We start from the raw sequence: 22,858 nt of genomic DNA, 5'->3' as shown, positions 1-22,858 counted from the left end.
AGCAGAATCGGCTTACGCCGTATACTTATACTTTGTTAGAATTCAAAAAAGAAGCCTCGGCTGTTGCACTAAGGCTAGGACCAGGCCGTGCAGCAGCCGAGCGCCGGTTACTGTAACGGACTCATCACCAACAGCAGCTCGGGATTTGCTTCGATTGCCTCACGGCAGTAATCACAGACCACTTTAACCGTAACGTCTCCATTCGGGTTATACGCTATTATATCGCTGCGTTCCTCAGGGGTCAAGAAATGGAACCCGAGTCTCGCTTCCGATGCGGCATCGCCTGATAAAGAGCCAATCCCGGTTTTACAATGCCGACAAACATAATTTACAGCCATCTTATGCCTCCTGAGTGTGCGTTATACCCTCAGTATGCCCGGTTTCTTCAAAATTTAACGGTTATATTTGCCCATCGTTTCCTCAAAGGGATACTTTATTGCGTATTCAATCGCATCACATGTATAGCCGATCATCTCCCGCAGCTTCTCCTGCTCGCTCTTAGGGAAGTTTGAAAGTACATAGTCTGAAATGGCCATGCCCGGCTGAGGTCTGGAGATTCCCATTCTAACCCGGTTAAATGTCTGCGTGCCTGTGTGCGCAATGATCGATTTAATGCCATTGTGCCCACCCGAACTGCCCTGATAGCGAAGCCGAATTTTTCCCAATTCCGTATCCAAATCATCATAAACGACGATGCCGTCTTGTAAATCCGCTTTATAGTAATCGAGAAAGGCCCGAACCGACTCTCCCGACAAATTCATATACGTCATCGGTTTGAGCAGCACAACCTTCGTGCCTTGAAAATTGCCTTCCCCCATCAATGCTTTACATTTGCTCTGCGTAACTTGAATGCCTAAACGCCTCGCCAGTTCATCGATGGCCATAAACCCTACATTATGGCGAGTACCTTGATAATTCGAACCGGGATTGCCAAGACCCACAATCCATTTCATGATGAAATTCTCCTTTTTTAATAAAATTTTATAAAATTTTTAGAATATGCAACGAATTGAGCTCGATAGTTGTCTTCTATATGAGGTGATATCAATGGCCAATATTTCAATTCGTGAAACGGAAACAGGAGAAATCATGTATTTGAATGGGCAGCTGTTACATGATGACCGGCATTTTGAGGACCATATCGAGCATCAAGTACCGATTCAGATTTATTTGGCTGGAGAACATCGAGACATCGGGTTCATTGAACAATATTGCCGGGAATATGTCAAGGTTAATCAAGCCACCTACCACCGCTCATTATTTCATTTTATTTCGAGGCCTGGATACTAGCCAATGTACTGACTGCGTTTTTTGCAGCTGCAGCAGCGGAAGCTTCGAAAAAAGGAGCTGTACCCACCACTTACCCGCGGGCCAGCTCCTCATTGCTTTTTCGTTATTCATTCCGTTACTCAGAGGTACTGATGTCCTCCATCTTCGCTTCCTCTGATCTTGCTTCCGCTTCTTCAGCAACCTCGTCCGCTTTAGCGGCTTCTTCCTCCGAAATTTCCTTCTGCGGCGCGAGCACCGTCACTACAGCAGCCTCGGCTTCAGTTTTCACTTCAACGCCTTCCGGAAGCTTCAGCTCGCTCACGAGCAAATTCTCGCCGATCTGCAGCTTTGAGATATCGACTTCTATGGATTCAGGAATGCGGTTAGGCAAGCATTGAATCTCAATCTCATGCTGCAAGATCTGCAATACCCCGCCCTCCTTCACGCCTTCTGATTCACCAATTACATCGACACGAACAGAAGCTCTCACTTCCTCATTCATATTGATTTGGTGGAAATCGACATGAAGCAGTTGCCTGGACAACGAATCACGCTGGATCTCTCCGAGCATAACCGGCTGCTTGCCTGCGGATGGCACCTCGATTTCAACAACCGCATTCGGATTCGATCTCAATAATGTTTGAAGCTGCTTCTCATCTACAGATAGTGCTGTTGCGTTATCAATTTGTTTGCCATATACAACGCCTGGAACTTTACCCGCTTTTCTTAGCTGGCGCAAGCTTCCCTTCGTTTGATTCTTACGTTCCTCAACTTGTAAAGATACACTCATCTAGGAAACCTCCTTGTAATACAACAATGGATTTCCTATATTCTTACCCATACAAGCCATTATTTAATCAGTTGAAGACAGTTTACACGTATGAGCTATGCCGCAGGTTTATTTCCCGCCGTCTTTCTTTGCTTTGGCGCGGCCGCGAATTCGTTCCGCATACCCCGGTTTATTCACCTGGCGCTCACGCGCGATCGCAAGATCATTGGCCGGAACATCTTGGGTAATGGTAGATCCGGCCACAACATAGGCGCCTTCACCGATTTTGACCGGGGCGATCAGATTGACATTGCTCCCAACAAATGCGCCGTCGCCGATTTCGGTTACGGATTTATTGTAGCCATCATAATTGACGGTAATGGCGCCGCAGCCGATATTTACGTCCTTGCCTACTTTGGCATCGCCAACATAGCTTAGGTGGGAAACCTTGCTGCCGTCTCCAAGCTCGGCATTTTTCAGCTCGACGAAGTCACCGACTTTACAGTTATTGCCCAGCTTCGAGCCCGGACGCAGATTCGCATAAGGTCCTACGTAGCTGCCGCTGCCGATCTGTGAGCTAACCGCCACAGACTGCTTCACCGTCACCCGATCTGCGATGATGGTATCTGTGATGTCGGCATGCGGACCAATCACACAGTCTTCGCCGATTACTGTATTGCCGCGGATCACGCTGCCCGGATAAATGATGGTATCCGCACCGATCGTAACGCCTGCTTCAATATAAGTCGCAGCCGGGTCGATAACCGTCACCCCGCCGATCAGATGGCGGCGGATGATCCGCTCTCTCATTGCACGCTCGGCTTCAGCCAGTGCCACCCGATCGTTAACCCCCATCGCTTCTGCCGTATCTGACGTGCAGTAAGCCTGAATCTCGTCGCCCTGCTGCTGCAGGATGCCGATGACATCGGGCAGATAGTATTCGCCTTGTGCATTATTGTTGGTTACTTGGGAAAGGGCGGCGAACAGCTTGCGATTATCGAAGCAGTACGTTCCCGTATTAATCTCCTTAACAGCTGCTTCTTCAGGGGAGCAGTCTTTGTGTTCGACGATGCGTTGTACGATACCATCATCACTGCGGATGACACGGCCATAGCCGGTCGGATCCGGCATCTGCGCCGTTAACACAGTTGCCGACGCGCCGCTTGACGCATGGTGATCGAGCATCGCCTGCAGCGTCTCCGCTGTCACCAGAGGCGTATCGCCGCAAATGACGATCGCCGTGCCATCCTCATCAGCGAGCAAACCTTCGGCCTGCAATACGGCATGGCCTGTACCCAATTGCTGCGCTTGCAGCACGAATTCGGCCTGATTGCCGAGATAATCCTGTACCGCTTCCGCGCCATGCCCTACGATAACGACGACCCGCTCACAATCGGCTTCCTTTACAACTTCAAGCACATGGCCAACCATCGGTTTACCGCATACCGGATGCAGCACCTTATACAATTTCGATTTCATCCGCTTGCCTTGGCCGGCGGCAAGCACAATCGCCATCTTTTTCACGTAAGATTCCTCCTCAAAGATGTTCCTAAAAGATAATCTGCTTCGTAAGCGTAATCCCGCCTACCTTTGTCGCCATTACTATATCTTATCTTATACAAAAAGAAAAGAGAGCCGGCCGGCTCTCCTTCTTAAGTTCCATACTAATTAAGCGCCTTCTTCAATTGCTTCTTCTTCCTCAGTTGCCGCTCTTTCGTACTCTGCTAATACTGCTGCTTGAATCTTTTCCCGGGTGGTCGAAGAAATGGGATGGGCTATATCCCGGAACTCTCCATCTGGAGTCCGTTTACTCGGCATCGCAACAAACATTCCATTGTTCCCGTCAATGACGCGAATATCATGAACAACAAATTCATTGTCAATGGTAATGGAAGCGATGGCCTTCATTCTCCCTTCAGAATTCACACGGCGGAGTCTGACATCGGTAATCTGCACTTGTGTTCACCACCTTTGCCTCTCGAAGACTTGGTGTATACTTCCACATTGCGATGCAAATTCCTTCTTTTTTTTGGAAAAATGATACTCTAATTTTAAAAAAAATTTAGCAAAAGTTAAGATTCGATCTTATTCGACAGCTATCGATGCAATAAGCTCGATTTCGACAAGCACATCCTTTGGTAGACGCGCGACCTCAACAGTCGAACGGGCTGGCTTGTGATCACCAAAATAAGCAGCGTAAATGGAATTGATGACGCCAAATTGATTCATATCTTTAATGAATACCGTTGCCTTAACAACATCAGACAAGGTTGCGCCTTCCGCAGCCAATACCGCTTGCAAATTACGGAACACCTGATGCGTCTGTTCCTCAACACCACCTTCTACCACTTGGCCGTCCAGGCCGAGCGGAATTTGTCCGGAGGTGAACAGCAATGACCCCAGTCTAATTGCTTGTGAATACGGGCCGATCGCAGCAGGCGCCTGATCTGTCGATACCATTTTCAATGTTTCTTTCATAAGTAACTTCATGCCTCCTCTTCAGGTCTTTTCGAACTTGAACCTTACTATGTTCTTCGTTTAGGGTGTAAAATAATTGCCGGGAATAACGGTCGTTTGCTTCGTCTTTAAATCTACCGCCGTAAGCTTCGCCAAAGAGACGTAATCCTCCAGCAGCCTCTCATCCATGCCCACTTCACCAGATTCGACGAATACACCGACACCGGCTACCGTTGCATCAAACTCATGGAGCAAATCCATCATGCCTTGGACTGTTCCGCCCGCCTTCATAAAATCATCGATGATCAGCACGCGAGCCTGCTCCTTCAAAGCCCGTCTGGCCAGCGACATCGTCTGAATGCGTTTGTTGGATCCCGATACATAATTGATGCTTACCGCAGAACCCTCAGTCACTTTATTGTCACGCCGCACAATAACAACCGGCAAATTCAAAAACATCGCTGTTGCGTAAGCAAGCGGGATGCCTTTTGTTTCGACGGTCATAATGACATCAATATCCCGATCGGCAAATACTGTAGCAAACATCCGCCCGACATCGTTCATAAGATTCGGTATACCAAGCATATCGGTCATATACAAATAACCGCCAGGAAGCACTCTTTCCGGCTGTTCCAGCTGACGGCAAATGTTCTTGATGATCGATAGGGACTCGCCTTTATGCATCTTCGGAATGTATTTCACTCCGCCTGCAGCTCCGGCAAGCGTATGCAGCTCACCTAAGCCTTCCTCTTCGAAGACCTCTTTAATGATTGCCAGATCTTCACTAATGGACGATTTGGCCGATTGATAACGGTCAGCAAATGCTGTGAGCGAAATTAACGTGTGGGGGCGAGCCAATAGATATTGGGTCATTTCCACTAGTCTAGCGCTTCTCTTCAATTTCTTCATGACATCTCCCCCCGGGAAAATCCGAATATTATATTGTCAATATAACATTTTTATACGGTTTTTTTCAAGAAGAACGAGTTTTTCATGTTAGCATTCTTACCACGTATACTTCTTTGCAAAAACCGCGGAGCCCGTTATAGATGCGCGCAACCTTCGCTTCTTTGGATACAAGACCGAATACTGTAGGCCCGCTGCCAGACATGAGAACCCCTTCAGCACCCAGCTTCTGCATGCTTTCCTTGAGCTGCTCCACCTCGGGATACAGCTTCATCGTGACAGACTCCAGCACATTGCCAAGCCCTGCGCACATGTATGTGAACGATCCTCGCTCAATGGCCGATACCATAGCAGCCGTAGAAGGATGTTCCGATAGCTGCGAAGCCCGAAACCGTCCATAAACATCCGCTGTCGATACATTGATGGGAGGCTTAGCCAAAATGACCCAGCACTGCGGCGGATTTCCGATCGGTTCGAGCAGTTCTCCACGTCCTCTTGCGATCGCTGTGCCTCCTGTCACACAGTAAGGCACATCCGAGCCCAGCTCGGCTCCAAGCCGGCTCAGCTCGTCCAGCGGAATGCCCAGTCCCCAGAGACGGTTCAAACCGCGCAGCGTAGCGGCGGCATCGCTGCTGCCTCCCGCCAGTCCCGCTGCAACCGGGATTTTCTTGTCGAGATGGATATAGACGCCCTTGCGCACATCGTAACGGTCTTTGATCAACTTAGCCGCCTGAAAGGCCAGATTCTTCTCATCAAGCGGAATATAACCCGCCTGACTCGATATAATGATGGTATCCCGTGATAGCTCTTCCATCTCCAGTCGATCAGCAAGATCGACCATGGTCATAATCATCTCGACCTCATGATAACCGTCATCCCGTTTATGGAGCACATCAAGCAATAAATTAATCTTGGCCGGCGCTTTCTCATACACCTTCATATCTTGTCACCCGCTCGTCTTCGTTAAAACGGTGCTGCCGCAGTCAAGACACGACATCACCATTTCTGCCTATAACTTCACATATTATAACAAATGGACACAAGAAAAGCTAAGACGATGATACCGGGAGAGATGGATCCCCGATTCGTCTTAGCTTGTATAGGCCGGCTATCCTTATAGATCGCGCTCAAGTTTTTTTCGCTGCAGCTTGCTCTGCTAACTGGATCGCACGCTTGACCATGTTGCCGGCATCCTTCGCGCGGATGCCTCCCCAGCCTTCCCGCTGCACCGTATCATAGAAGCCAAGATCCTTGGCCAGCTCGTTCTTCAAGCCCTCTGACATCATACTGCGCCGTCTTCTGCTCATAAGCGCCAAGCCCTCCTTCCTAAGCAAATCATGCTTTTTAGACCTGCCATAAAAGTAGTATGCTTCGCCTTGCGAATGTTATTCCGGAGCATTCAGAAGCGGCCGGTTCCGTTCTCTGGGGACCGCTTAGCAAAAAAAACAGTACAGAGAAACGCTCTGTACTGTTCATGGCTTGCGGCATCTATTGAATGTAATTAATCTTAACCTGACCCTCGTCGTTACATACGGTCACTTCGACAGACTCAGTTAATATATCTGCATAACTGTAAGAGACACGCTTGAATGCGTGTTGATCCTGATCCAGCTTAACAATAAACACAGAGGGGTAGATTTCTTCTAATACACCGGTACGTTCGATGGTCTTCCTTCGACCACCGTTAGCTCGAAGACTAATTTTGGCTCCAACATGGGCTTCCAAACTACGTTTGATCTCCAACAGCGCATTTTTTGCCATTGTTCACAACCACCTCTTTCCTTATCCATTATAACCAAAAAGAAGAGGCTTGTCAAACAAAGCAAAATATTATATCAGTCAAGCAAACTTGTTGTCAACGGGCTTTTTGCCTTTTTTATTACCAAGGAATGTGATTTCACGGTACACAAAGTAATAACCTTCCATTTTTCACGTTTTTCTGCATCAAATTCTAACCGGTTGACTCATTTGTACCTTCGGCCTGGGCAGCCCGATCCGGTGACGGCCCAGCGTCTCAATACCTCCCACTCCATCTACGCCGCTGATCGTTCCATTGATGACTTCAACTAAATTGATCGTTTCCCGGACTGATGTATAGCTTGCTTTAATGGCAATATAAACGGGGTCTAAGGCATGAATTAATATTCTGCCGGGTGAGCTCGCAAAATTTGCGCCTGCATGAAGCAAAGCCTCAAAGTGAGATTGACATGCGCCAGCGACAATGATCAGCCCATCTCGTGTTTTCTCATATTCTCTGGCGACTTGCACGGCATTCACAAAATTTTGTGAATTTTTGTAGCTGCTCAGATTATAGATCTCCTCTTTCGGCCGATTCTTCAGTACACCGTCATGGCCTGTGATCACTACGATATCCGGTTTTACTTGCGGCAGCAGCCGGTATAATAATTCAGGCATCTGTGCTTCATTTGCATGAACGCCATAGGCTGGAACACGCATCTGAGCGTACAGCTGCATGCTCTTTTTCATGTAGTTGCCGTCTCCATCCAGATGAAGCACTTTCCCAGGCACCTCGAAATAGGATTGATTATGATGTACGTTAAAGCGCTCAGCCAATTCGATCTTATGCGCTTGCTGTTGGCGCTGTTGGTGCTGCACCATCCGCTGCATCGATTCCGACACCCTGACTCGCACCTGTTTTGTAGCGTTCGTAACTTCCGGGTCACGAACAATAGATAAATCGTCAATCGGGGAATCCGCAAGCAACCGATAGTCCGTACCTTTTAAAACTGCTGCAGCGTGTCGGAACGATTCAATGCGAAAGAGCACATCCCCGCCATAAGAGTTACGGACAACCAAATCCCCTTGCTTCATAAGCATATCACCTCTTCGTCTATCCTATGGGCGGACGAGGACATTGGTGAGAAATAGATAAATAAAACAAAAAAGTCCGACCATTAGTCGGACCATCCGGTTGCAAGCAGAGCATCGCTAACCGCGGCAAATTCGCTAAGCGACAGCGTCTCTCCCCGCCTCGCAGGATCTATCCCACAACCCTGCAGCAATTCGATCAGCGCCTCACGATGCTCTTTGCCGACGAAAGCACCCAAATTGTTGGTAATCGTCTTACGCCGCTGCGCAAACGAAGCCTGCACTACACGAAAGAAGTAAGATTCACTCTTCACGTCGACAGGCGGCTTGTCTCGCAGCGAGAGCTTAATGACAGCCGAATCCACATTGGGCTGTGGAATAAACACCGTATGCGGTACGGTGCATATCAGCTTTGGTTCACAGTAATACTGCACAGCGACACTGAGGCTGCCATACGCTTTGCCGCCAGGCTTGGCCGCCATACGCTCCGCCACTTCCTTCTGGATCATGACGACGATGTGCTCAAGCGGCAGCTTTTCTTCGAGCAGTTTCATCAGAATCGGCGTAGTCACATAATAAGGCAGATTCGCAACGACGCTCACACCCGACATTTCTTTAAACTGCCGTTCAATCAGTTCTGCCAGGTCCAGTTTTAATACATCACCATGTACCACTTCAACATTGTCATTCTCCGATAACACATCTTTGAGGATTGGAATCAACCGATTATCAATTTCCACAGCCGTTACCCGTCCTGCTGCCTGCGCAAGCTGCTGTGTTAACGCTCCGATGCCGGGTCCGATCTCTAACGCGCCTTTGGACGGGTCTAACTCAGCAGCCGCTACAATCTTGTTCAGAATGTTCTGGTCGATTAGAAAGTTTTGCCCCAAGCTTTTCTTAAATGAGAATCCATAGCGCCCAATGATTTCCTTCGTCCGTTTGGGCGTAGCTACTTCACTCGCTGCTGCAGTCCGCTCCTGCTTATCCATGGGGCTTGTCCTCCTCTATGCTTGCTGTTGCTGTTGGTTCTTCTAATGTGCTGAGCGCCTCTAAAAACTCCTGCCGGGAAATGCGAAACATCGTACACCGTTTATGAAACTGCTTGCCGTTGGCATAACCGATCCCCAGCCGATTACCCATCGCCAGACGGCGCTCGGAGGCGTTCGGGTGTACAATCAGACCCGCTTCAATCATATCTTCCCAAGTGACGGTATCCTCTCTGTCTGCACCTTCACCTGCATATTCGGTACGTACCTGGCTTAGCGCCCGCCGAATCGCCTCAGGACTTGCATTCTCTACTCCGATATCGTCTTTGTATATCGCTTCGGCCTGCGCCAAGAAAGCATGCTTACATCCCGGTACGCGCGCGGAGACGATTTTCCGGATACGCTCTCCTGCATGGTCCGGATCGGTGAAGATAATGACTCCTCTGCGTTCCTGAGCCAAAGCGATCCGCTTCAGAACGGATTCCCCGATAGCCGATCCGCCGGTTTCTATTGTTTCCGCTTCAACAGCTCGTTTGATCGCAACTGTATCATCCTTACCTTCCACCACAATAATCTCTTTTATCATACGATTCCTAAATTCCTTTCCGCCAAAGAACATGTAATTCCAAGCTCTGGACAAACATGCAAAAAGAAGAGGCTGGGCCTCTTCTTATGATGGCATATTTAAGCTCAAATTACGATATGATTAAATCACCGAACGTAAATTGAACCCCGGACTGCAACAGTTAACTAGCCTTTGGCTTATTCGGCCCGAGCACGTATACTTTATAGCCCTTTTTGCGGCCGAACTTTTTCGCATAGTTTACATCCTCAAAGTAGACGTCGATTTTGTTGCCTTTAATCGCGCCGCCCGTATCCTCCGCACGACGGAAGCCTATACCCTCAATGTATACCCACCAACCGATCGGTATAACCTTCGGGTCTACAGCAATTGTACGTCCTTCCTGAACCTTTGCGCCAGAAGCCGTAATGCCGTAATGAGGATGATCTTTGTCCTTGCCTGTTGACTCGACACCTGCTGTATAAGCAGTCAATGTCACATTAGTTAACACTTTCTTCGCATTAAAGGAGCGACCGCTGCTAGACACGGCCTTCGATGTTGCCGAAGATGCAGAGAGGACGGTTACCTCAGGTTCAGGCTTCTTCGTGCCGACCGCAATAACCTGCTCAACACTCGATTCTTCCACCGATTTGGTAACCAAACGTTGGGAGACCAGCGAGCCGTTCTCATAGACCCTCTCGAATTTTTTCACGAGAACGCCTTCCTTGCCTGATTGAACAATCTTCTCTTTTCCTACTTCAAGGTTAGGATCGTTCTTTTTTACGACTTTAAACGGAACAGAGTGCTCCGTCGTTCTGATTTCTTTGTTCACACGCACAACGTTAACCGTCATCTGCGGTTCCAGCTGAGCGGATAAACTCGGTTGTACTTTATCCGAATCATTGACAGAAATATTTAATTCCTCGATCGCTGCCTGCACAGTTTTTTCCGTCGTGTAGAACGTTGTCGTCTTGCCGTCAGCCTTTACGGTAATCGGTAATGCTTGATCGATAACGATTCGATCCCCGTCCTTGATCGTCGCATTAAGCGGCACAGAGATTTCATCGTGTTCACCGACCGTAATGGCTTGTTCATCCAGTAGGCGTTGCAGGACCCATTGTTTCGTGGAAACAACGTTTTCTTGTCCATTCAACACTACGGATACGCTTTTGTCAGCCGTTCCGTACAACAACACCAATAACATGAAAGTCATAGCGATTGAGATTATGGCACTTAAAAGAACCAAACGCAAGTTTTCATGCTTCCATCGCAATGCGAAAGACATGCTGGATGATCGTTTTACATGGGTAGCCTTTTGTTGGAACATGCCCACTTCCTCGGTCCTCCTTCATAGCCCCGCCGCCAAGTATGACGCATGAGTACATTTGACGCGACTATTGTGAAATAGCGTGCGAGCACGCTTCTTCCAGTACACTCGCCGATTCCCCACCTCCATGATACACCCTATGTCGCCTGTTTACTCTTTATTCAAAAATAAAAAGAAGCCGTCGACAGAGGATCTGTTTCGTGGCTTCCTAATGGGACATTTGTCTCATGGAAAATGTGGATGCACGAGGTTGATCTCTCTATGGCACGCTGACGAGGTTAGCTGACGGGTTCGGGCAAGAGAGTCGCCCTATTCGGTACTTTTGGCGTAGGCGCCAAGGTCCCAAAATTCACCCCTAAAAGAATTCAATACTGCTCATTGTGCGTGAGTCACAAATTGCCGTATTTGGTTCCCCCGTTCTCCATTTCCGGAGATTAAGCGAAACTGGAAATCCAATACATTCAAGCTCTGAGAAAAATCATACCTTCTTTCGTATCCGATTGTAAAGACCGCTTAAAATGCGATTTTAACGAATTTTCAGGAAAAACCCGCAAAAATCATGTGATTTTTCAAGTGAAAGTCAGTTTTTTCACAAAATAAGTCCAATTTCCTTACTTTCATAGCCGTTTTTGGCCTAATCGAAAACATTTCTCAGCATTGCTCGTTGTGATTTTTGCAATTTCTTCCAAGGATTTTCCTTTAATTTCCGCTGCTGCCTCCGCCACTAAGGTTACATATGCCGATTCATTTCTTTTTCCCCGATGCGGATGAGGGGCCAGATAAGGAGCATCCGTTTCGATGAGTAAACGATCAAGTGGAACCCTTTCCATTACCTCTTTGGGAACCCTTGCATTTTTGAACGTAACCGGTCCGCCAAGCGAAATATAAAAGTTCATATCGAGGCACTTTTGGGCAGTTTCCCAGCTTCCTGAGAAGCAATGCATCACACCTCCGACCTCCTCCGCTTTCTCCTCCTTCAGGATGCGGACGACATCCTCGTGTGCGTCACGGTTATGGATAACAATGGGCATATTCAGTGATCTGGCGAGTCTGATCTGTTCGCGGAAAACCCGCTGCTGAATTTCTTTCGGCGACGTGTCCCAATGATAGTCCAACCCGATTTCGCCGATCGCAACCACCTTCTCGTGCTTGCATAAACCGGCAATCCAATCCAGATCTTTAGGTTCCATATGAATGCTGTCCACCGGGTGCCAGCCAACGACTGCATAGATAAATTCGTACTGCTCGGCTAATGCGATTGTTGTCGGAATCGTCTCCCGGTTAAAGCCAATATTTATCAATCGGTCGACACCGGCCGCGCGTGCCCGTTCAATCACTTCTGCGCGGTCCTCGTCGAAATTATGGGAGTCCAAATGCGTATGCGTGTCGATAAACAAGGTCGAAAAATCCCCTTTCTTCTTTACATTACAGATTTCTATGCCATTCCAAATAATTTGCGGATTTCCGGATCAATGAGATGCGCTTTTTCGCTAAGCTTCTCTTCCGGATAGTATAGATGGTATTTACCCAAATGCAAGCCGGTAATAGATCGAATAATGTCGGACTTTTCCGAAATTTCCACCAACTGATCTTGATCGCAAAGGAGGAGGATTGGCGGTTTCTCCTCACTCCCGATTTTTCCCGGCCGGTAAACATCATAAGGAAGATCAAATGGAAAATCAATCTCCAAATGGTAGTCGGGATGAAGCCCTGCCGTTTCAAACTGTTGTCTTATGGTTGCCCAAAGTGTTTCATCCTTTTCGTCCATGGTTATATATTTGTATAGTCTGCGATGCATAAACCGTTTGCACAGATCGGACAAGATTTCATCCTGTTCCTCCGCCCATTGCATAAACACCGTTTGTGCCAGCGCTTCATCCAATTGAAAGTAATCATCCACGGTTAATGACCCTTCAAACATCATCCGGAAGGGTTTGCTTAACATTTGGAAATTATATCCCTTCATATATATTTCTTTTGCTCTGCGAAAAATTTGCCGTAAAATAATTTCGGAACTGCGTGTCACCGGATGAAAATAAACCTGCCAATACATTTGATACCGGGACATTAAGTAATCTTCCACGGCATGCATGCCGCTCTCCTTCACCACAATCCTTCCCTGATAAGGACGCAAGACGCGAAGGATGCGATCCAGATCAAACGTACCGTAATTAACTCCGGTATAATACGCATCCCGCAGCAAATAATCCATCCGGTCAGCATCCATCTGACTGGACACCAGGCTAATGACAATCGGCTTGTCGTACGTTTTGCAAATAACTGATGCAACACGCTGCGGAAAATCGTCTGAAACGGTTCTAAGAACACGGTTGACATCGGTATCTTCGAGCAGGATCCGGCAAGTCCATTCCTCATGATGGGTTTCAAATACTTCTTCTATTGAATGAGAGAATGGCCCGTGTCCCAGATCGTGCAGCAGCGCTGCGCAAAGAGAAACCAGCTTCTCTTCCTTCGGCCAATCCGGATAATGGCTTCGTTCGAATTGGGATATAATTTTGCGCGTAATCTCATACACACCAAGAGAATGTGAGAATCGGCTGTGCTCTGCACCATGAAAGGTTAAATAGGTGGTGCCAAGCTGGCGGATTCTTCTAAGTCGTTGGAATTCCTTTGTGTTAATTAAATTCCAGATCGTCTCGTCTTGCACATAGATATATTTATGTACCGGATCTTTAAACACCTTCTCTTCTTCCAATATATATCCCATCACTTACCACCTCTTCCCAATGAAATTGTCGATTAATGTTCATTTGCTCGAGAAAATTGTCGATTTAATGTCGAATTGTGTCGTTTAACTAATTCCAACTAAAAGTACACAAAATAGACTTATATAAAGCTGTTTTAGCCTGTTTTTATAGTAAAAATAGCGAATTTTACACATTTTTCAATCAAAATTTAGGTTGACTATTATGGGAATGGTTGGTATTATAGATTACAGAAAACGATGAAAATTGTCGAATGGTGACGAGAACCATACTGAGAGGGGAAACAATAGATATGATGAAATCCACAGGAATTGTCCGCAAGGTAGATGAGCTGGGCCGTGTCGTTATTCCAATCGAGCTCCGCCGCACTTTAGGAATCGGTGAAAAGGATGCGCTTGAGATTTACGTTGATGGCGAGCGGATTATGTTGAAGAAATATGAGCCAGCATGCATCTTCTGCGGTAACGCAGAGAACGTCACCTACTTCAAAGGTAAAATTGTTTGCAATGAATGTGTAACAGAATTGCCTACACCTGTGACAAAATAAGATTTATAGGTTATAATAAGAAAAAATCAATTTGTTAATTCTAACCTTTTTCATACTCCTTGTTGCCTTCCTGCGCTAGAACCCGGCCAGGAAGGTCTTTTTTTCATGATGTAATCGTCTTTCTTTATTATCTTCTAATCGTCTTTCTTCATTATAATGTTGTACACATCGCGTTTGGACATTCCCCGGTCTGAAGCCGCCCGCTTCATCGCTTCTTTACGATTGCCCGTTATCGACTCATAGTGATTCACATGGGCTTCAAGCTCCAAATTCGACCACCAGGCGGCATCGGAATGACGTCCAGCACCCGACTCACCATATACGCCGGATTCCACTGCATCAATCCCTTCAATAAGCAAACAATATTCACCAAGCGGAGGCTGCTTCTCTAACCATGCTATGCATTCTTCGACTGTTCCCCGGGCAATTTCTTCATGACGTTTGGTCAGCTCGCGCGCCATCACGATTCTGCGGTTCCCCCATGCCTGCAGAATAGCACTTAATGTTTTTTGAATCCGATGCGGGGATTCATAACATAGTATGGTTCCTTCTTGATTGTTCATTTGATCCAGCCAATCATTTAGCGACTTCTTGTCTCTTGGCGGAAACCCGGCGAAGAAAAACCGCTCGGTTGATAGTCCAGATACAATCAGCGCCGATAACGCAGCATTGGCGCCAGGAATAGGAACAACATTAATATCCCGCTCCACCGCAGCGCGAACCAAATCTGCTCCCGGATCGGAAATTGCCGGCAGCCCGGCATCGCTGACAAGCGCGATCTGCTGGCCTTCCTCTAATAGGCGGATGAGCTCACTGCCGCTTGCTTGCTTGTTATGTTCGTGATAGCTAACCAAGCGTGTCGAAATTTCAAAATGGGTAAGCAGCTTCCGAGTCTGCCGCGTATCCTCTGCTGCGATGAGATCCGCCTCCCGCAATGTGCGGATCGCACGATAGGTCATATCCTCCAAATTGCCGATTGGTGTACCGACCAAGAAAAGTGTCCCTGCAGTTTCGCTGTTTTCATTTGCGTTGTTATGACTTATGAAGCTTTTTTGGACATTCATTTTGTGTTTTCCTCTTCTTTCCCCTGTTTCGGACCATAATAGATGTTCACCAGCTCATCGTTGTACTCTTTTCTACTATTATATACGATCAGAGGAGGGAGTAAGCGGACGTCCGGTTTACCGTCACGAATGGCCTCAATCAGCACCATATTGGCTTCTCCTTCTGCATGCGGATGGACCATACGTATTCGCTTCGGCTCCAGTCTTACGCTTCGCATTGCTTCCATAATATCCACCAGTCTTGATGGCCGGTGAACCATAGCGACCCGCCCTCCGGTCCGTACCAATCTTGAACAGGCGGTTACGACCTCCTCCAGTGTACAGTGAATCTCATGACGCGCAATCGCAACATGCTCATTTTCATTTCTGTCTCCAGTATTAGCGGGCATATAAGGAGGATTAACGGTAACTAAATCATAAACGCCATACCCCCTCTGCTCATGATAGTTTCGTAAATCTCCTTCTATTATATATACCTGTTCCTGCAAGTTATTGATCCGGACGCTGCGGCTCGCCATATCCGCTAATCTTGGTTGAATTTCGACACCGTCAATCCTGGCCTTTGTTCGTGTTGTAAGCAGCAGTGGAATGACCCCGTTGCCTGTACAAAAATCAAGGATACGCCCTCGTACAGGGACGGAGGCGAATCTCGCCAGCAGGACCGCATCCATGGAAAAGCTGAATACCTCCGGGCTTTGAATAATTCGTAAATCATGCGTCAACAAGTCATCCAATCGTTCATTCGGCAAAAGTGCTTTCAATCCTTCTATCACGTCATTCCATTCTCCTTATCGCATCCAGGCAATCATACTTTCTTATCTATATAATAAACGCAATCTTTATTGGATTCCAAAAGAAGACCCGCACGGGGTCTTCTCTTCGTGTTCTATTCTATTTATTAAGAAAAGACAGACAAAATAAACAGTCGCCTTCCGTGCGCAAATGACCATAATAAACATTACAGATATGAAATCCCTCATGGTAAAGCCTTGCCAGGTTGTCATACCCTTCACCAACAGCTGAGGCCGGATGGTCCGGCGTTACGATTGGGTCTTCTCCATCCTCTTGTGTTTCTTGCTGAGCAATATCAACTGGCACAGCGGCTGATTCTCTTTTTAAAATTTTTCGGAGCTGTTGATTTTCAATACTGAGTCGTTTGTTTTCCTCCAGTAGCTCTTTGATCTTTAACTTCATGTCGCCAAGCTCGGAATGCAGTCCGCTGAAATGACTTTCCAATTGATCCATTCGCTTAAACAAATTGTTTTTCTCCAAGTTCCCACCCCAGAGTACAGCGCAAAATCGTCCGACTATTTAACAACAACATCATCAAAAGGCAGCTCTTTGGGCTTGCCTCCTGTTTCGAAAAGCTGAACATACACAGATCTAGAAGATGCATTGATTCCTGTGACCTTCCCTTCGCCAAACGATGTGACGACAATCTTGCCGATCGCAGGCATCTCTTCCCGAATGCTTTCGTAATTGTCATGCTCATACTTCAAGCAGCACATCAATCGACCGCAAAGTCCGGAAATTTTCGTCGGATTCAAAGACAAATTCTGATCCTTCGCCATCTTGATGGACACCGGCTCAAAGTCACCCAGCCAGGATGAACAGCATAATACGCGTCCGCAAGGCCCGATTCCGCCAAGCATCTTCGCCTCATCGCGAACACCGATCTGACGCAGTTCAATCCGGGTACGGAATACACTGGCCAAATCCTTTACCAGCTCGCGAAAGTCGACACGGCCTTCGGCCGTAAAATAAAAGATAATCTTGTTCCGGTCAAAAGTAAACTCCACATCTACCAGCTTCATCTTCAACTGATGATCCCGGATTTTTTCCATGCAGGTAGCAAATGCGTTCTTGGCCGCCGTTTTGTTCTCCTCGACAATTCTTGCATCGGCATCACCTGCAATGCGAATGACTTTCTTAAGCGGGAGAACGACATCTGACTCACCGACTTGCTTCTGTCCCACCACTACTTTACCGTATTCGATTCCCCTTGCTGTCTCTACGATAACGTGATGATCTGTGGCAATAGGGTGCTCGACCGGATCAAAGTAATATATCTTGCCCGCCTTCTTAAAGCGAACACCAACCACATTATACAAAGGTTTAGCCCTCCTGTAGTTTCACCAAAAATTGCTCAAATGCCAGCTGGGGCGCCACATGGGCGCGTATCCGTTTGCCAGCCGCAAGCGTATGCTCCATGCAGTTCACCCACCCTTCGGGTGTACGAGTGAATGCATGTTTACCAATCCAATCTACTTGATCTATAAAAACCATGCTTTCTTGCCTACCGGCCTGAAAATGAATCATGTCTTTGTACCATAACATCAGCATGTCCATCACTAATTCTGAACGTTCCGCTAATCCGGTCTTAAACACTTTCTGTTGGGAGGTAATCATAGCCGCGGTGAATCGGGTCAGACTCTCCTTCCCTAATTGTATCACTACGTTTCTTGTTTCTGCAAACCCCTCTTGTTGGATGATTTCTTTGCAGGCATCAAAACCGGATGCTAAATGGACTGCTACACGGGCAAGCAGAGGGGGTTGTCCGTCTGTTATGAGCGCATCCAACATCTGCGCAGGAGCCATCGGCAAGAAGGGAACCCACTGCGACCGGGAACGTATGGTCGGCAGTACCGCTTGTCCATTATCTGTAATTAAGATCGCAACGAGCGGTGATAAAGGCTCCTCTAAAAATTTCAATAAGCTGTTCGCCGCCTGGACCGTCATTTTCTCCGCATGCTCCATAATGTATACCTTACGAGTTGCACTGCTATTGCGATAAGCGAGCTCCCGCTGTAACTCACGAATTTGGTCAATTTTGATCGTTGCCCCATCAGGCACGACATGGAGCAAATCGGGTTGATTGCCATGTTCGAATTTTCGGCAGGATAAACAGCTTCCGCAAGCATCATCTCCTTGTGCTTCACAGAACAGCGCTTTGGCAAAAGCACGCGCAGCTGCCATTCTTCCCGTACCTGGGGGCCCGTTGAATAAGTAGGCATGAGATACATTATTCCGCTGCAGCGCGTGCTGCAGAATCCGCTTTGCCTTCTCTTGTCCGGCGATCGTTTGAAAAGTCATCGTATTCGTTCCTTTCGCCTCCGCCGTCCCTGGCCTTCTCACACAGGGGCCTTTCCTGGATTTCTAAAAAGATAGATTGATGAGTATGCCGCGGATTTCACCGACCCGGTTCAACAGGTCGATGCGCCCTTGCTCCGTATCCAGCAGCTCCTCTCCCAACAAAATCAGCGCTGCATCGACTTCTTCCAACAGCTTATATCGTTTCGTGCGGCCGCGCCGATCCCAACCCTTTGTCTCCTTAAGGCCGATACCGCGCCGTACGGTATCCTCCAGGAATTGTTTGACCATCTGGCGGTATAATTTTAATTCCCTTACAGTCATGGATTTAGCTAGACGTTCGCCTTGAAGATGAATATCCTGCAGCTTCTTTTGCAGCTCTTCCTTCGTCCGCTCTTGGTCCTGCTGTCCCATGATATCGGAAAAGTTTTTCGTTTGAACAGGTCTTGTTCCCACATCTGTACGGGATATATCTTGACCCGTCGGCCGCCATCCGGGATTGATCTTCATTCTACGTCACACCCAATCAATAGTGTTCAAAGCGCTCTACCGGTACGACAAACACGGCCGCGCCTCCCACTTGGACTTCTACCGGGAATGGAATGTATGAATCGGTTGTTCCACCCATAGGTGTTACCGGGGTCACCAGTTGATCTCGGACTTTACAATTTGATCGAATGACCTGCATCACATCGGATACCCGCTCGTCTTCAATCCCGATCATGAATGTCGTATTGCCCGCTTTTAAAAACCCACCCGTACTTGCAAGCTTTGTCGCACGGAAGCCTTCCCTAACAAGCGCATTCGATAATCGATTGCTATCTTTGTCCTGCACGATCGCGATGACCAATTTCATAATTAACCCTCCCATGTTTTAAAACGATCTTTATTGTTCTATTATAATTTGACATCCGTCGCGAAAAACCCTTTAAATCGTTGGTCCAACTCCATAAATACCTGTTCTAGAACAAGCTCTGAAGGCTGTTCGGCATCGATCCTGATAATTCGCTCCGGATAGCGCTGCTGCAGGATCCGATAACCGTCCTGTACCTTTTGGTGAAAGACCAATCCTTCAAGATCCAGACGGTTAATCTCCCTGCTGGATGCTTTATTAATACGGGCTAATCCTGTCTCCGGCCTTACATCCATCCACAGGGTCAGATCAGGCATCGTCTCTTCTACTGCAAAACGGTTGATTTCCCATATCGCATCCATGCCAATTCCCCGTGCATAGCCTTGATAAGCAAGGCTGCTGTCAATGAATCGGTCACAAATAACGATCTCGCCTTTGTTCAAAGCAGGAATTACTTTCTCCACCAAATGCTGCCTTCTCGCCGCCGCATATAACAGCGCCTCTGTCCGTGCATCCATATTGGTATTTCCCGCGTCGAGGATGACACCGCGAATGTCTTCTGCAATCGGAATGCCTCCAGGCTCCCGAGTGATCAATACAGATCTTCCAAGCTTTGATATCCGCTTCGCCAAACCATCTATTAATGTTGTCTTGCCGGCTCCTTCGCCGCCTTCAATCGTAATGAACCGTCCTGTTTTCAATGGATGTGCTCCTCATATCGTTTAGAATAAACCTGTCTTATCTTATTATTCTAACAAAGCACCCCATAAACATAAACCATTATCTTCTTCCTGCTTTATGCTTTTGCTCCCCTGTAAACTCGAATTGCTGTAAGCGTCGGATCGGAAGCACCCTGGCATTTGGCGCCATGACGGGCTAACTGTTGAAGCGTGGTAACCGTGAGCGGATGAATTCGTTCTCCCGGATATAATATAGGTATGCCGGGAGGATACGGAATGATCATCTCCGCAGCAATTCTTTGTGCCGACTCCGATAATGGAATGGTCTCAACGTCATCCACATCACTAAGTGTTCTGGAGAAGGATACCGGCTCCGAAACCCCTGAATCCAGCAAAAATTGAAAGCTATGCTGCCGATCAGCATTCATGCTGATCGTTGCTGCAATTACTTCGCACGCATGAATTAGTGCTTCCATATCTTCAAGGGACGTCGATATGCCAAATAAAAGTACAACATGCCGCGGATCCGCCATTTCAGCCCAACATCCATATGCCTCAAGCTGTTTCTGCAATTCATAGCCGCTTAGCGCTCCCGTACTGTCCGAAATGACGATTCGTAGAGGATCCATATAATCATAATAAGGCTGTCTTGCCTCAGTCCCCATGACAAGGAAAATTGGCAGTCGCTCTTGCATTTGCTGCCTGAACAGGTTTGCCATGCGAATGGCTTGCTCGAACAGGCCTGCGCCTTCTTGGTGTACAATTGCCCGGGCAAGATCAAGCGATGCCATAATCGGATAAGAAGGGCTTGAGCTTTGTATCATCGCTAGTGTGCGGCGAATGGCAAAGCGGTCGATTCTGCTACCTTGGACATGTAACATCGCTCCCATCGTCATCGCGGAAAGTGTCTTATGTGTCGATTGGACCACACCATCTGCACCAGCGTTCAATGCGCTGCCCGGGAGATCCGGATGGATCCCGTAATGCGCGCCATGCGCTTCATCCACAAAGACGGGCTTGCCATAACGGTGGATCAATTCCACGTAACGATGAAGCTCCACACCCATGCCATAATAATTAGGATTGGTAAGCATGACAGCTTTTGCATTTGGATAACGCCTTAGGGCCTCTTCAATCTGCTGAATTGAAGGCACGGTCGGCAGACCGGTATCCGGTTCTACAGAGGGCGTAATGAAAACAGCCTGAGCACCGGCAAGCTGGAGTCCATTCAAGATGGATTTGTGCACGTTACGTTGAACGATCAGTATGTCTCCGGGCGCACAATGGGCCAGTATTAATGCAAGGTTTCCCGCGGTACTGCCTCCTACCAGGAAGAAGGTCTCCTCAGCTCCAAAGGTTCGTGCTGCTAACTGCTGCGCTTCCTGAATAACGCCTTCCGGATGATGTAGGTCATCGGTACCCGATAGCTCGGTTACATCTAACTTCAGCAATGCTTCATAATCACGATATATTGTATCCGGAGCTTTGTTATGCAAAGCTCGTCCATATTGATGGCCAGGGACATGGAAGCTTCGCGGCGACAAAGCAATGTGCCGCTTTAGCGCCTCATATAATGGTGCATGGAAAATGGACATGACAGAAAATCCTCTCTTTATCTGTATGTATCTATTGTAGCGGAGTACAATACAAAAAAAAGAGCCTGTTCCCCAGTTTATTAGAGGCGGCTCTTATTATGCATTTTTTTGAACCCAAATTTGCTTTAATTGATGAATGAAAAAAGGATACTTTGCATCCTTCACATCGGTTTGAATCATCTCGTTCTCGCAGCTCTCACAAATAAACTCCGACACGATATGGATGCCTTCAACTTTCTCAATACCACATATAATACAGGTATGACGGTGTGCTTCAATCATTATGCATCCCACCTTTTTACGGAAATCTTCTATACCTACCATTATGCCACATTTACTAGCGAGATATACTTGTTTCATAGCCGATTTCAAATATTTTTATATCCTATGCGCAAGATATTGAATTCGTGATGAAAACAAGATGATTATCCAGAAAAAAATTACCGTAAAGTTCTACTGTCTTCCTTCCGATATTTAGATTGATATACAATTTATTTCCTTACAACGGAGGAACAGCATGCAGCGTGAGATAAAGCTAAATAAAGAATCCACGATCTACCACTACCAATTAATCCGAAAGCTGCGGATAAGAACGGAAATGCTGGTGAGTTACGCAGTGATTGCATTATTATTTGCAGCTTTTCAATACATTTTTTATAACAATGACGGGCTGCTGACATGGATATTGGGCCTGGTTATGATTATCGTGATCCATTGGGCGATTCTTCGCCTTACGATGTTACGAGTTGACGAACCGGAGGACAGGCGATGGGGTTGGCGGTTTAAACTGCCATGGAGCGGCTACTTGCCGGTTCAATTGGTTGAGCATCAACTATTCCGTAAGCTGCATCGTCATCTGTTATGGCTTGGACTTTGTGCAGTCGCAGTTATCTACCCCTGGGCATCCGAATCGCTAATGATCAGCATGATCAGCTGGCATGCTTGGCTGCTAGCTCCTCGTCTCATCCTTCTCAGACAACTGCGCAAGGCACGACGTGACGGAGTTTTACGACTTGATGAACAAGAGGTATTATTCTACCATCGCTAATATCGCTGATAAGCGCATGAAACTTAGCCCAACTCCAGTACTGTAATTTATGTCGATAAAACGGCCATTATGGGTCGTATTATTGGTTTAAAACAACAAAAAACCCACTGAGAAAACTCAGTGGGTTCATCGTGCTTGGCAACGTCCTAC

General features: G+C 47.3%; 29 protein-coding genes and 1 riboswitch. Of the genes, 3 read left to right on the top strand and 26 right to left on the bottom strand.

Annotation, left to right across the window (positions count from 1 at the left end; genetic code table 11):
• Positions 1–107: 107 nt before the first annotated feature.
• Both fin and pth read right to left on the bottom strand, forming a co-directional pair.
• Positions 108–338 (bottom strand): anti-sigma-F factor Fin, encoded by a 231-nt coding sequence (gene fin / locus IEW11_RS23195; RefSeq protein WP_188533473.1) that lies wholly within the window; start codon positions 336–338, stop codon positions 108–110.
• Positions 339–392: 54 nt separating this feature from the next.
• Positions 393–953, bottom strand: coding sequence for an aminoacyl-tRNA hydrolase (pth, locus tag IEW11_RS23190; protein WP_188533472.1), 561 nt, complete (start codon positions 951–953; stop codon positions 393–395).
• A gap of 94 nt (positions 954–1,047) precedes the next feature.
• Between pth and IEW11_RS23185 the strand changes: the two genes are divergently transcribed.
• Entirely contained in the window at positions 1,048–1,290 is a 243-nt protein-coding gene (locus IEW11_RS23185; RefSeq protein ID WP_229725613.1) for a hypothetical protein, read from the top strand.
• Positions 1,291–1,405: 115 nt separating this feature from the next.
• Here IEW11_RS23185 and IEW11_RS23180 read toward each other — a convergent pair whose 3' ends face one another.
• The 14 genes from IEW11_RS23180 to IEW11_RS23115 form a co-directional block, all read right to left on the bottom strand.
• The gene (locus IEW11_RS23180) at positions 1,406–2,059 is read right to left on the bottom strand and encodes a 50S ribosomal protein L25/general stress protein Ctc (protein ID WP_188533471.1); all 654 of its coding nucleotides are present in this window, start codon (positions 2,057–2,059) and stop codon (positions 1,406–1,408) included.
• Between the two features lie 108 nt (positions 2,060–2,167).
• Positions 2,168–3,562 carry a bifunctional UDP-N-acetylglucosamine diphosphorylase/glucosamine-1-phosphate N-acetyltransferase GlmU gene (gene glmU, locus IEW11_RS23175; RefSeq protein ID WP_308422761.1) on the bottom strand — a complete coding sequence of 465 codons (1,395 nt, stop codon included), beginning with the start codon at positions 3,560–3,562 and terminating at the stop codon, positions 2,168–2,170.
• Between the two features lie 144 nt (positions 3,563–3,706).
• Positions 3,707–3,994, bottom strand: a complete 288-nt coding sequence (spoVG, locus tag IEW11_RS23170; RefSeq protein WP_188533470.1) for a septation regulator SpoVG — start codon at positions 3,992–3,994, stop codon at positions 3,707–3,709.
• A 129-nt stretch (positions 3,995–4,123) separates the two neighbouring features.
• Positions 4,124–4,516: a RidA family protein gene (locus IEW11_RS23165; RefSeq protein ID WP_188533469.1), complete on the bottom strand. Its 393-nt coding sequence runs from the start codon at positions 4,514–4,516 to the stop codon at positions 4,124–4,126.
• Positions 4,517–4,576: 60 nt separating this feature from the next.
• The gene (gene purR, locus IEW11_RS23160) at positions 4,577–5,404 is read right to left on the bottom strand and encodes a pur operon repressor (protein WP_188533468.1); all 828 of its coding nucleotides are present in this window, start codon (positions 5,402–5,404) and stop codon (positions 4,577–4,579) included.
• An 82-nt stretch (positions 5,405–5,486) separates the two neighbouring features.
• The gene (ispE, locus tag IEW11_RS23155) at positions 5,487–6,341 is read right to left on the bottom strand and encodes a 4-(cytidine 5'-diphospho)-2-C-methyl-D-erythritol kinase (protein ID WP_188533467.1); all 855 of its coding nucleotides are present in this window, start codon (positions 6,339–6,341) and stop codon (positions 5,487–5,489) included.
• Between the two features lie 187 nt (positions 6,342–6,528).
• A complete protein-coding gene (locus tag IEW11_RS23150) occupies positions 6,529–6,708 on the bottom strand; it encodes an alpha/beta-type small acid-soluble spore protein (RefSeq protein WP_188533466.1) in 180 nt (59 codons plus the stop codon).
• Positions 6,709–6,889: 181 nt separating this feature from the next.
• Positions 6,890–7,162, bottom strand: a complete 273-nt coding sequence (veg, locus tag IEW11_RS23145; RefSeq protein ID WP_188533465.1) for a biofilm formation stimulator Veg — start codon at positions 7,160–7,162, stop codon at positions 6,890–6,892.
• 183 nt (positions 7,163–7,345) lie between these two features.
• Positions 7,346–8,233, bottom strand: coding sequence for a sporulation peptidase YabG (gene yabG, locus IEW11_RS23140; RefSeq protein WP_188533464.1), 888 nt, complete (start codon positions 8,231–8,233; stop codon positions 7,346–7,348).
• A gap of 83 nt (positions 8,234–8,316) precedes the next feature.
• A complete protein-coding gene (gene rsmA / locus IEW11_RS23135; RefSeq protein WP_188533463.1) occupies positions 8,317–9,219 on the bottom strand; it encodes a 16S rRNA (adenine(1518)-N(6)/adenine(1519)-N(6))-dimethyltransferase RsmA in 903 nt (300 codons plus the stop codon).
• Positions 9,212–9,802 (bottom strand): ribonuclease M5, encoded by a 591-nt coding sequence (rnmV, locus tag IEW11_RS23130; protein ID WP_188533462.1) that lies wholly within the window; start codon positions 9,800–9,802, stop codon positions 9,212–9,214. Before rnmV ends, rsmA begins: the two co-directional genes overlap by 8 nt.
• Positions 9,803–9,962: 160 nt before the next feature.
• A complete protein-coding gene (locus IEW11_RS23125) occupies positions 9,963–11,111 on the bottom strand; it encodes a resuscitation-promoting factor (RefSeq protein WP_188533461.1) in 1,149 nt (382 codons plus the stop codon).
• Between the two features lie 246 nt (positions 11,112–11,357).
• A riboswitch (cyclic di-AMP (ydaO/yuaA leader) is annotated at positions 11,358–11,556 on the bottom strand.
• A gap of 166 nt (positions 11,557–11,722) precedes the next feature.
• A complete protein-coding gene (locus IEW11_RS23120) occupies positions 11,723–12,502 on the bottom strand; it encodes a TatD family hydrolase (RefSeq protein ID WP_188533460.1) in 780 nt (259 codons plus the stop codon).
• Positions 12,503–12,540: 38 nt separating this feature from the next.
• Positions 12,541–13,833: an HD domain-containing protein gene (locus IEW11_RS23115; protein WP_188533459.1), complete on the bottom strand. Its 1,293-nt coding sequence runs from the start codon at positions 13,831–13,833 to the stop codon at positions 12,541–12,543.
• A 290-nt stretch (positions 13,834–14,123) separates the two neighbouring features.
• Between IEW11_RS23115 and IEW11_RS23110 the strand changes: the two genes are divergently transcribed.
• Positions 14,124–14,378 (top strand): AbrB/MazE/SpoVT family DNA-binding domain-containing protein, encoded by a 255-nt coding sequence (locus IEW11_RS23110; protein WP_188533458.1) that lies wholly within the window; start codon positions 14,124–14,126, stop codon positions 14,376–14,378.
• 134 nt (positions 14,379–14,512) lie between these two features.
• Here the strand turns inward: IEW11_RS23110 and rsmI are convergent, their stop codons facing one another.
• The 10 genes from rsmI to IEW11_RS23060 all read right to left on the bottom strand — a co-directional run bounded on the left by rsmI (position 14,513) and on the right by IEW11_RS23060 (position 21,942).
• Positions 14,513–15,442, bottom strand: coding sequence for a 16S rRNA (cytidine(1402)-2'-O)-methyltransferase (gene rsmI / locus IEW11_RS23105; RefSeq protein WP_188533457.1), 930 nt, complete (start codon positions 15,440–15,442; stop codon positions 14,513–14,515).
• A complete protein-coding gene (locus tag IEW11_RS23100; protein ID WP_373289384.1) occupies positions 15,439–16,212 on the bottom strand; it encodes a tRNA1(Val) (adenine(37)-N6)-methyltransferase in 774 nt (257 codons plus the stop codon). The genes rsmI and IEW11_RS23100 overlap by 4 nt, the downstream gene beginning before the upstream one ends.
• Before the next feature lie 121 nt (positions 16,213–16,333).
• Positions 16,334–16,714, bottom strand: coding sequence for a DNA replication initiation control protein YabA (gene yabA, locus IEW11_RS23095; protein WP_188533455.1), 381 nt, complete (start codon positions 16,712–16,714; stop codon positions 16,334–16,336).
• A gap of 35 nt (positions 16,715–16,749) precedes the next feature.
• Entirely contained in the window at positions 16,750–17,553 is an 804-nt protein-coding gene (locus IEW11_RS23090; RefSeq protein WP_188533454.1) for a PSP1 domain-containing protein, read from the bottom strand.
• A gap of 4 nt (positions 17,554–17,557) precedes the next feature.
• On the bottom strand, positions 17,558–18,535 hold the full coding sequence (holB, locus tag IEW11_RS23085) for a DNA polymerase III subunit delta' (protein WP_188533512.1): 978 nt from the start codon (positions 18,533–18,535) through the stop codon (positions 17,558–17,560).
• 63 nt (positions 18,536–18,598) lie between these two features.
• On the bottom strand, positions 18,599–19,042 hold the full coding sequence (locus IEW11_RS23080; RefSeq protein ID WP_188533453.1) for a YaaR family protein: 444 nt from the start codon (positions 19,040–19,042) through the stop codon (positions 18,599–18,601).
• 16 nt (positions 19,043–19,058) lie between these two features.
• Positions 19,059–19,388 carry a cyclic di-AMP receptor DarA gene (gene darA, locus IEW11_RS23075; RefSeq protein ID WP_188533452.1) on the bottom strand — a complete coding sequence of 110 codons (330 nt, stop codon included), beginning with the start codon at positions 19,386–19,388 and terminating at the stop codon, positions 19,059–19,061.
• A 41-nt stretch (positions 19,389–19,429) separates the two neighbouring features.
• The gene (gene tmk, locus IEW11_RS23070) at positions 19,430–20,086 is read right to left on the bottom strand and encodes a dTMP kinase (RefSeq protein WP_188533451.1); all 657 of its coding nucleotides are present in this window, start codon (positions 20,084–20,086) and stop codon (positions 19,430–19,432) included.
• 95 nt (positions 20,087–20,181) lie between these two features.
• Entirely contained in the window at positions 20,182–21,660 is a 1,479-nt protein-coding gene (locus IEW11_RS23065) for an aminotransferase class I/II-fold pyridoxal phosphate-dependent enzyme (protein ID WP_188533450.1), read from the bottom strand.
• Between the two features lie 96 nt (positions 21,661–21,756).
• The gene (locus IEW11_RS23060; protein ID WP_188533449.1) at positions 21,757–21,942 is read right to left on the bottom strand and encodes a sigma factor G inhibitor Gin; all 186 of its coding nucleotides are present in this window, start codon (positions 21,940–21,942) and stop codon (positions 21,757–21,759) included.
• A gap of 235 nt (positions 21,943–22,177) precedes the next feature.
• On the opposite strand from IEW11_RS23060, the gene IEW11_RS23055 reads away from it, so the two are divergent.
• Complete coding sequence (locus tag IEW11_RS23055; RefSeq protein ID WP_188533448.1) at positions 22,178–22,708, top strand: transposase; 531 nt, start codon at positions 22,178–22,180, stop codon at positions 22,706–22,708.
• Positions 22,709–22,858 lie beyond the last annotated feature (150 nt).

The sequence above is a fragment of the Paenibacillus abyssi genome, assembly GCF_014640295.1.
GTDB lineage: Bacteria > Bacillota > Bacilli > Paenibacillales > Paenibacillaceae > Paenibacillus_D > Paenibacillus_D abyssi.
Note: the sequence above shows the minus strand (reverse complement) of the source record. Positions and strands in the feature narration are given on the sequence as shown.

What these genes read in the sequence shown, in the direction of transcription:
- IEW11_RS23055 (WP_188533448.1), top strand. Translation starts at nt 22,178, where the DNA reads ATGCAGCGTGAGATAAAGCTAAATAAAGAATCCACGATCTACCACTAC.
- veg (WP_188533465.1), bottom strand. Translation starts at nt 7,162, where the DNA reads ATGGCAAAAAATGCGCTGTTGGAGATCAAACGTAGTTTGGAAGCCCAT.
- IEW11_RS23150 (WP_188533466.1), bottom strand. Translation starts at nt 6,708, where the DNA reads ATGAGCAGAAGACGGCGCAGTATGATGTCAGAGGGCTTGAAGAACGAG.
- rsmA (WP_188533463.1), bottom strand. Translation starts at nt 9,219, where the DNA reads ATGGATAAGCAGGAGCGGACTGCAGCAGCGAGTGAAGTAGCTACGCCC.
- IEW11_RS23115 (WP_188533459.1), bottom strand. Translation starts at nt 13,833, where the DNA reads ATGGGATATATATTGGAAGAAGAGAAGGTGTTTAAAGATCCGGTACAT.
- IEW11_RS23165 (WP_188533469.1), bottom strand. Translation starts at nt 4,516, where the DNA reads ATGAAAGAAACATTGAAAATGGTATCGACAGATCAGGCGCCTGCTGCG.
- fin (WP_188533473.1), bottom strand. Translation starts at nt 338, where the DNA reads ATGGCTGTAAATTATGTTTGTCGGCATTGTAAAACCGGGATTGGCTCT.
- pth (WP_188533472.1), bottom strand. Translation starts at nt 953, where the DNA reads ATGAAATGGATTGTGGGTCTTGGCAATCCCGGTTCGAATTATCAAGGT.
- IEW11_RS23180 (WP_188533471.1), bottom strand. Translation starts at nt 2,059, where the DNA reads ATGAGTGTATCTTTACAAGTTGAGGAACGTAAGAATCAAACGAAGGGA.
- rsmI (WP_188533457.1), bottom strand. Translation starts at nt 15,442, where the DNA reads ATGAATGTCCAAAAAAGCTTCATAAGTCATAACAACGCAAATGAAAAC.
- IEW11_RS23110 (WP_188533458.1), top strand. Translation starts at nt 14,124, where the DNA reads ATGATGAAATCCACAGGAATTGTCCGCAAGGTAGATGAGCTGGGCCGT.
- purR (WP_188533468.1), bottom strand. Translation starts at nt 5,404, where the DNA reads ATGAAGAAATTGAAGAGAAGCGCTAGACTAGTGGAAATGACCCAATAT.
- ispE (WP_188533467.1), bottom strand. Translation starts at nt 6,341, where the DNA reads ATGAAGGTGTATGAGAAAGCGCCGGCCAAGATTAATTTATTGCTTGAT.
- IEW11_RS23060 (WP_188533449.1), bottom strand. Translation starts at nt 21,942, where the DNA reads ATGATTGAAGCACACCGTCATACCTGTATTATATGTGGTATTGAGAAA.
- IEW11_RS23080 (WP_188533453.1), bottom strand. Translation starts at nt 19,042, where the DNA reads ATGAAGATCAATCCCGGATGGCGGCCGACGGGTCAAGATATATCCCGT.
- IEW11_RS23185 (WP_229725613.1), top strand. Translation starts at nt 1,048, where the DNA reads ATGGCCAATATTTCAATTCGTGAAACGGAAACAGGAGAAATCATGTAT.
- darA (WP_188533452.1), bottom strand. Translation starts at nt 19,388, where the DNA reads ATGAAATTGGTCATCGCGATCGTGCAGGACAAAGATAGCAATCGATTA.
- yabG (WP_188533464.1), bottom strand. Translation starts at nt 8,233, where the DNA reads ATGAAGCAAGGGGATTTGGTTGTCCGTAACTCTTATGGCGGGGATGTG.
- holB (WP_188533512.1), bottom strand. Translation starts at nt 18,535, where the DNA reads ATGACTTTTCAAACGATCGCCGGACAAGAGAAGGCAAAGCGGATTCTG.
- IEW11_RS23065 (WP_188533450.1), bottom strand. Translation starts at nt 21,660, where the DNA reads ATGTCCATTTTCCATGCACCATTATATGAGGCGCTAAAGCGGCACATT.
- rnmV (WP_188533462.1), bottom strand. Translation starts at nt 9,802, where the DNA reads ATGATAAAAGAGATTATTGTGGTGGAAGGTAAGGATGATACAGTTGCG.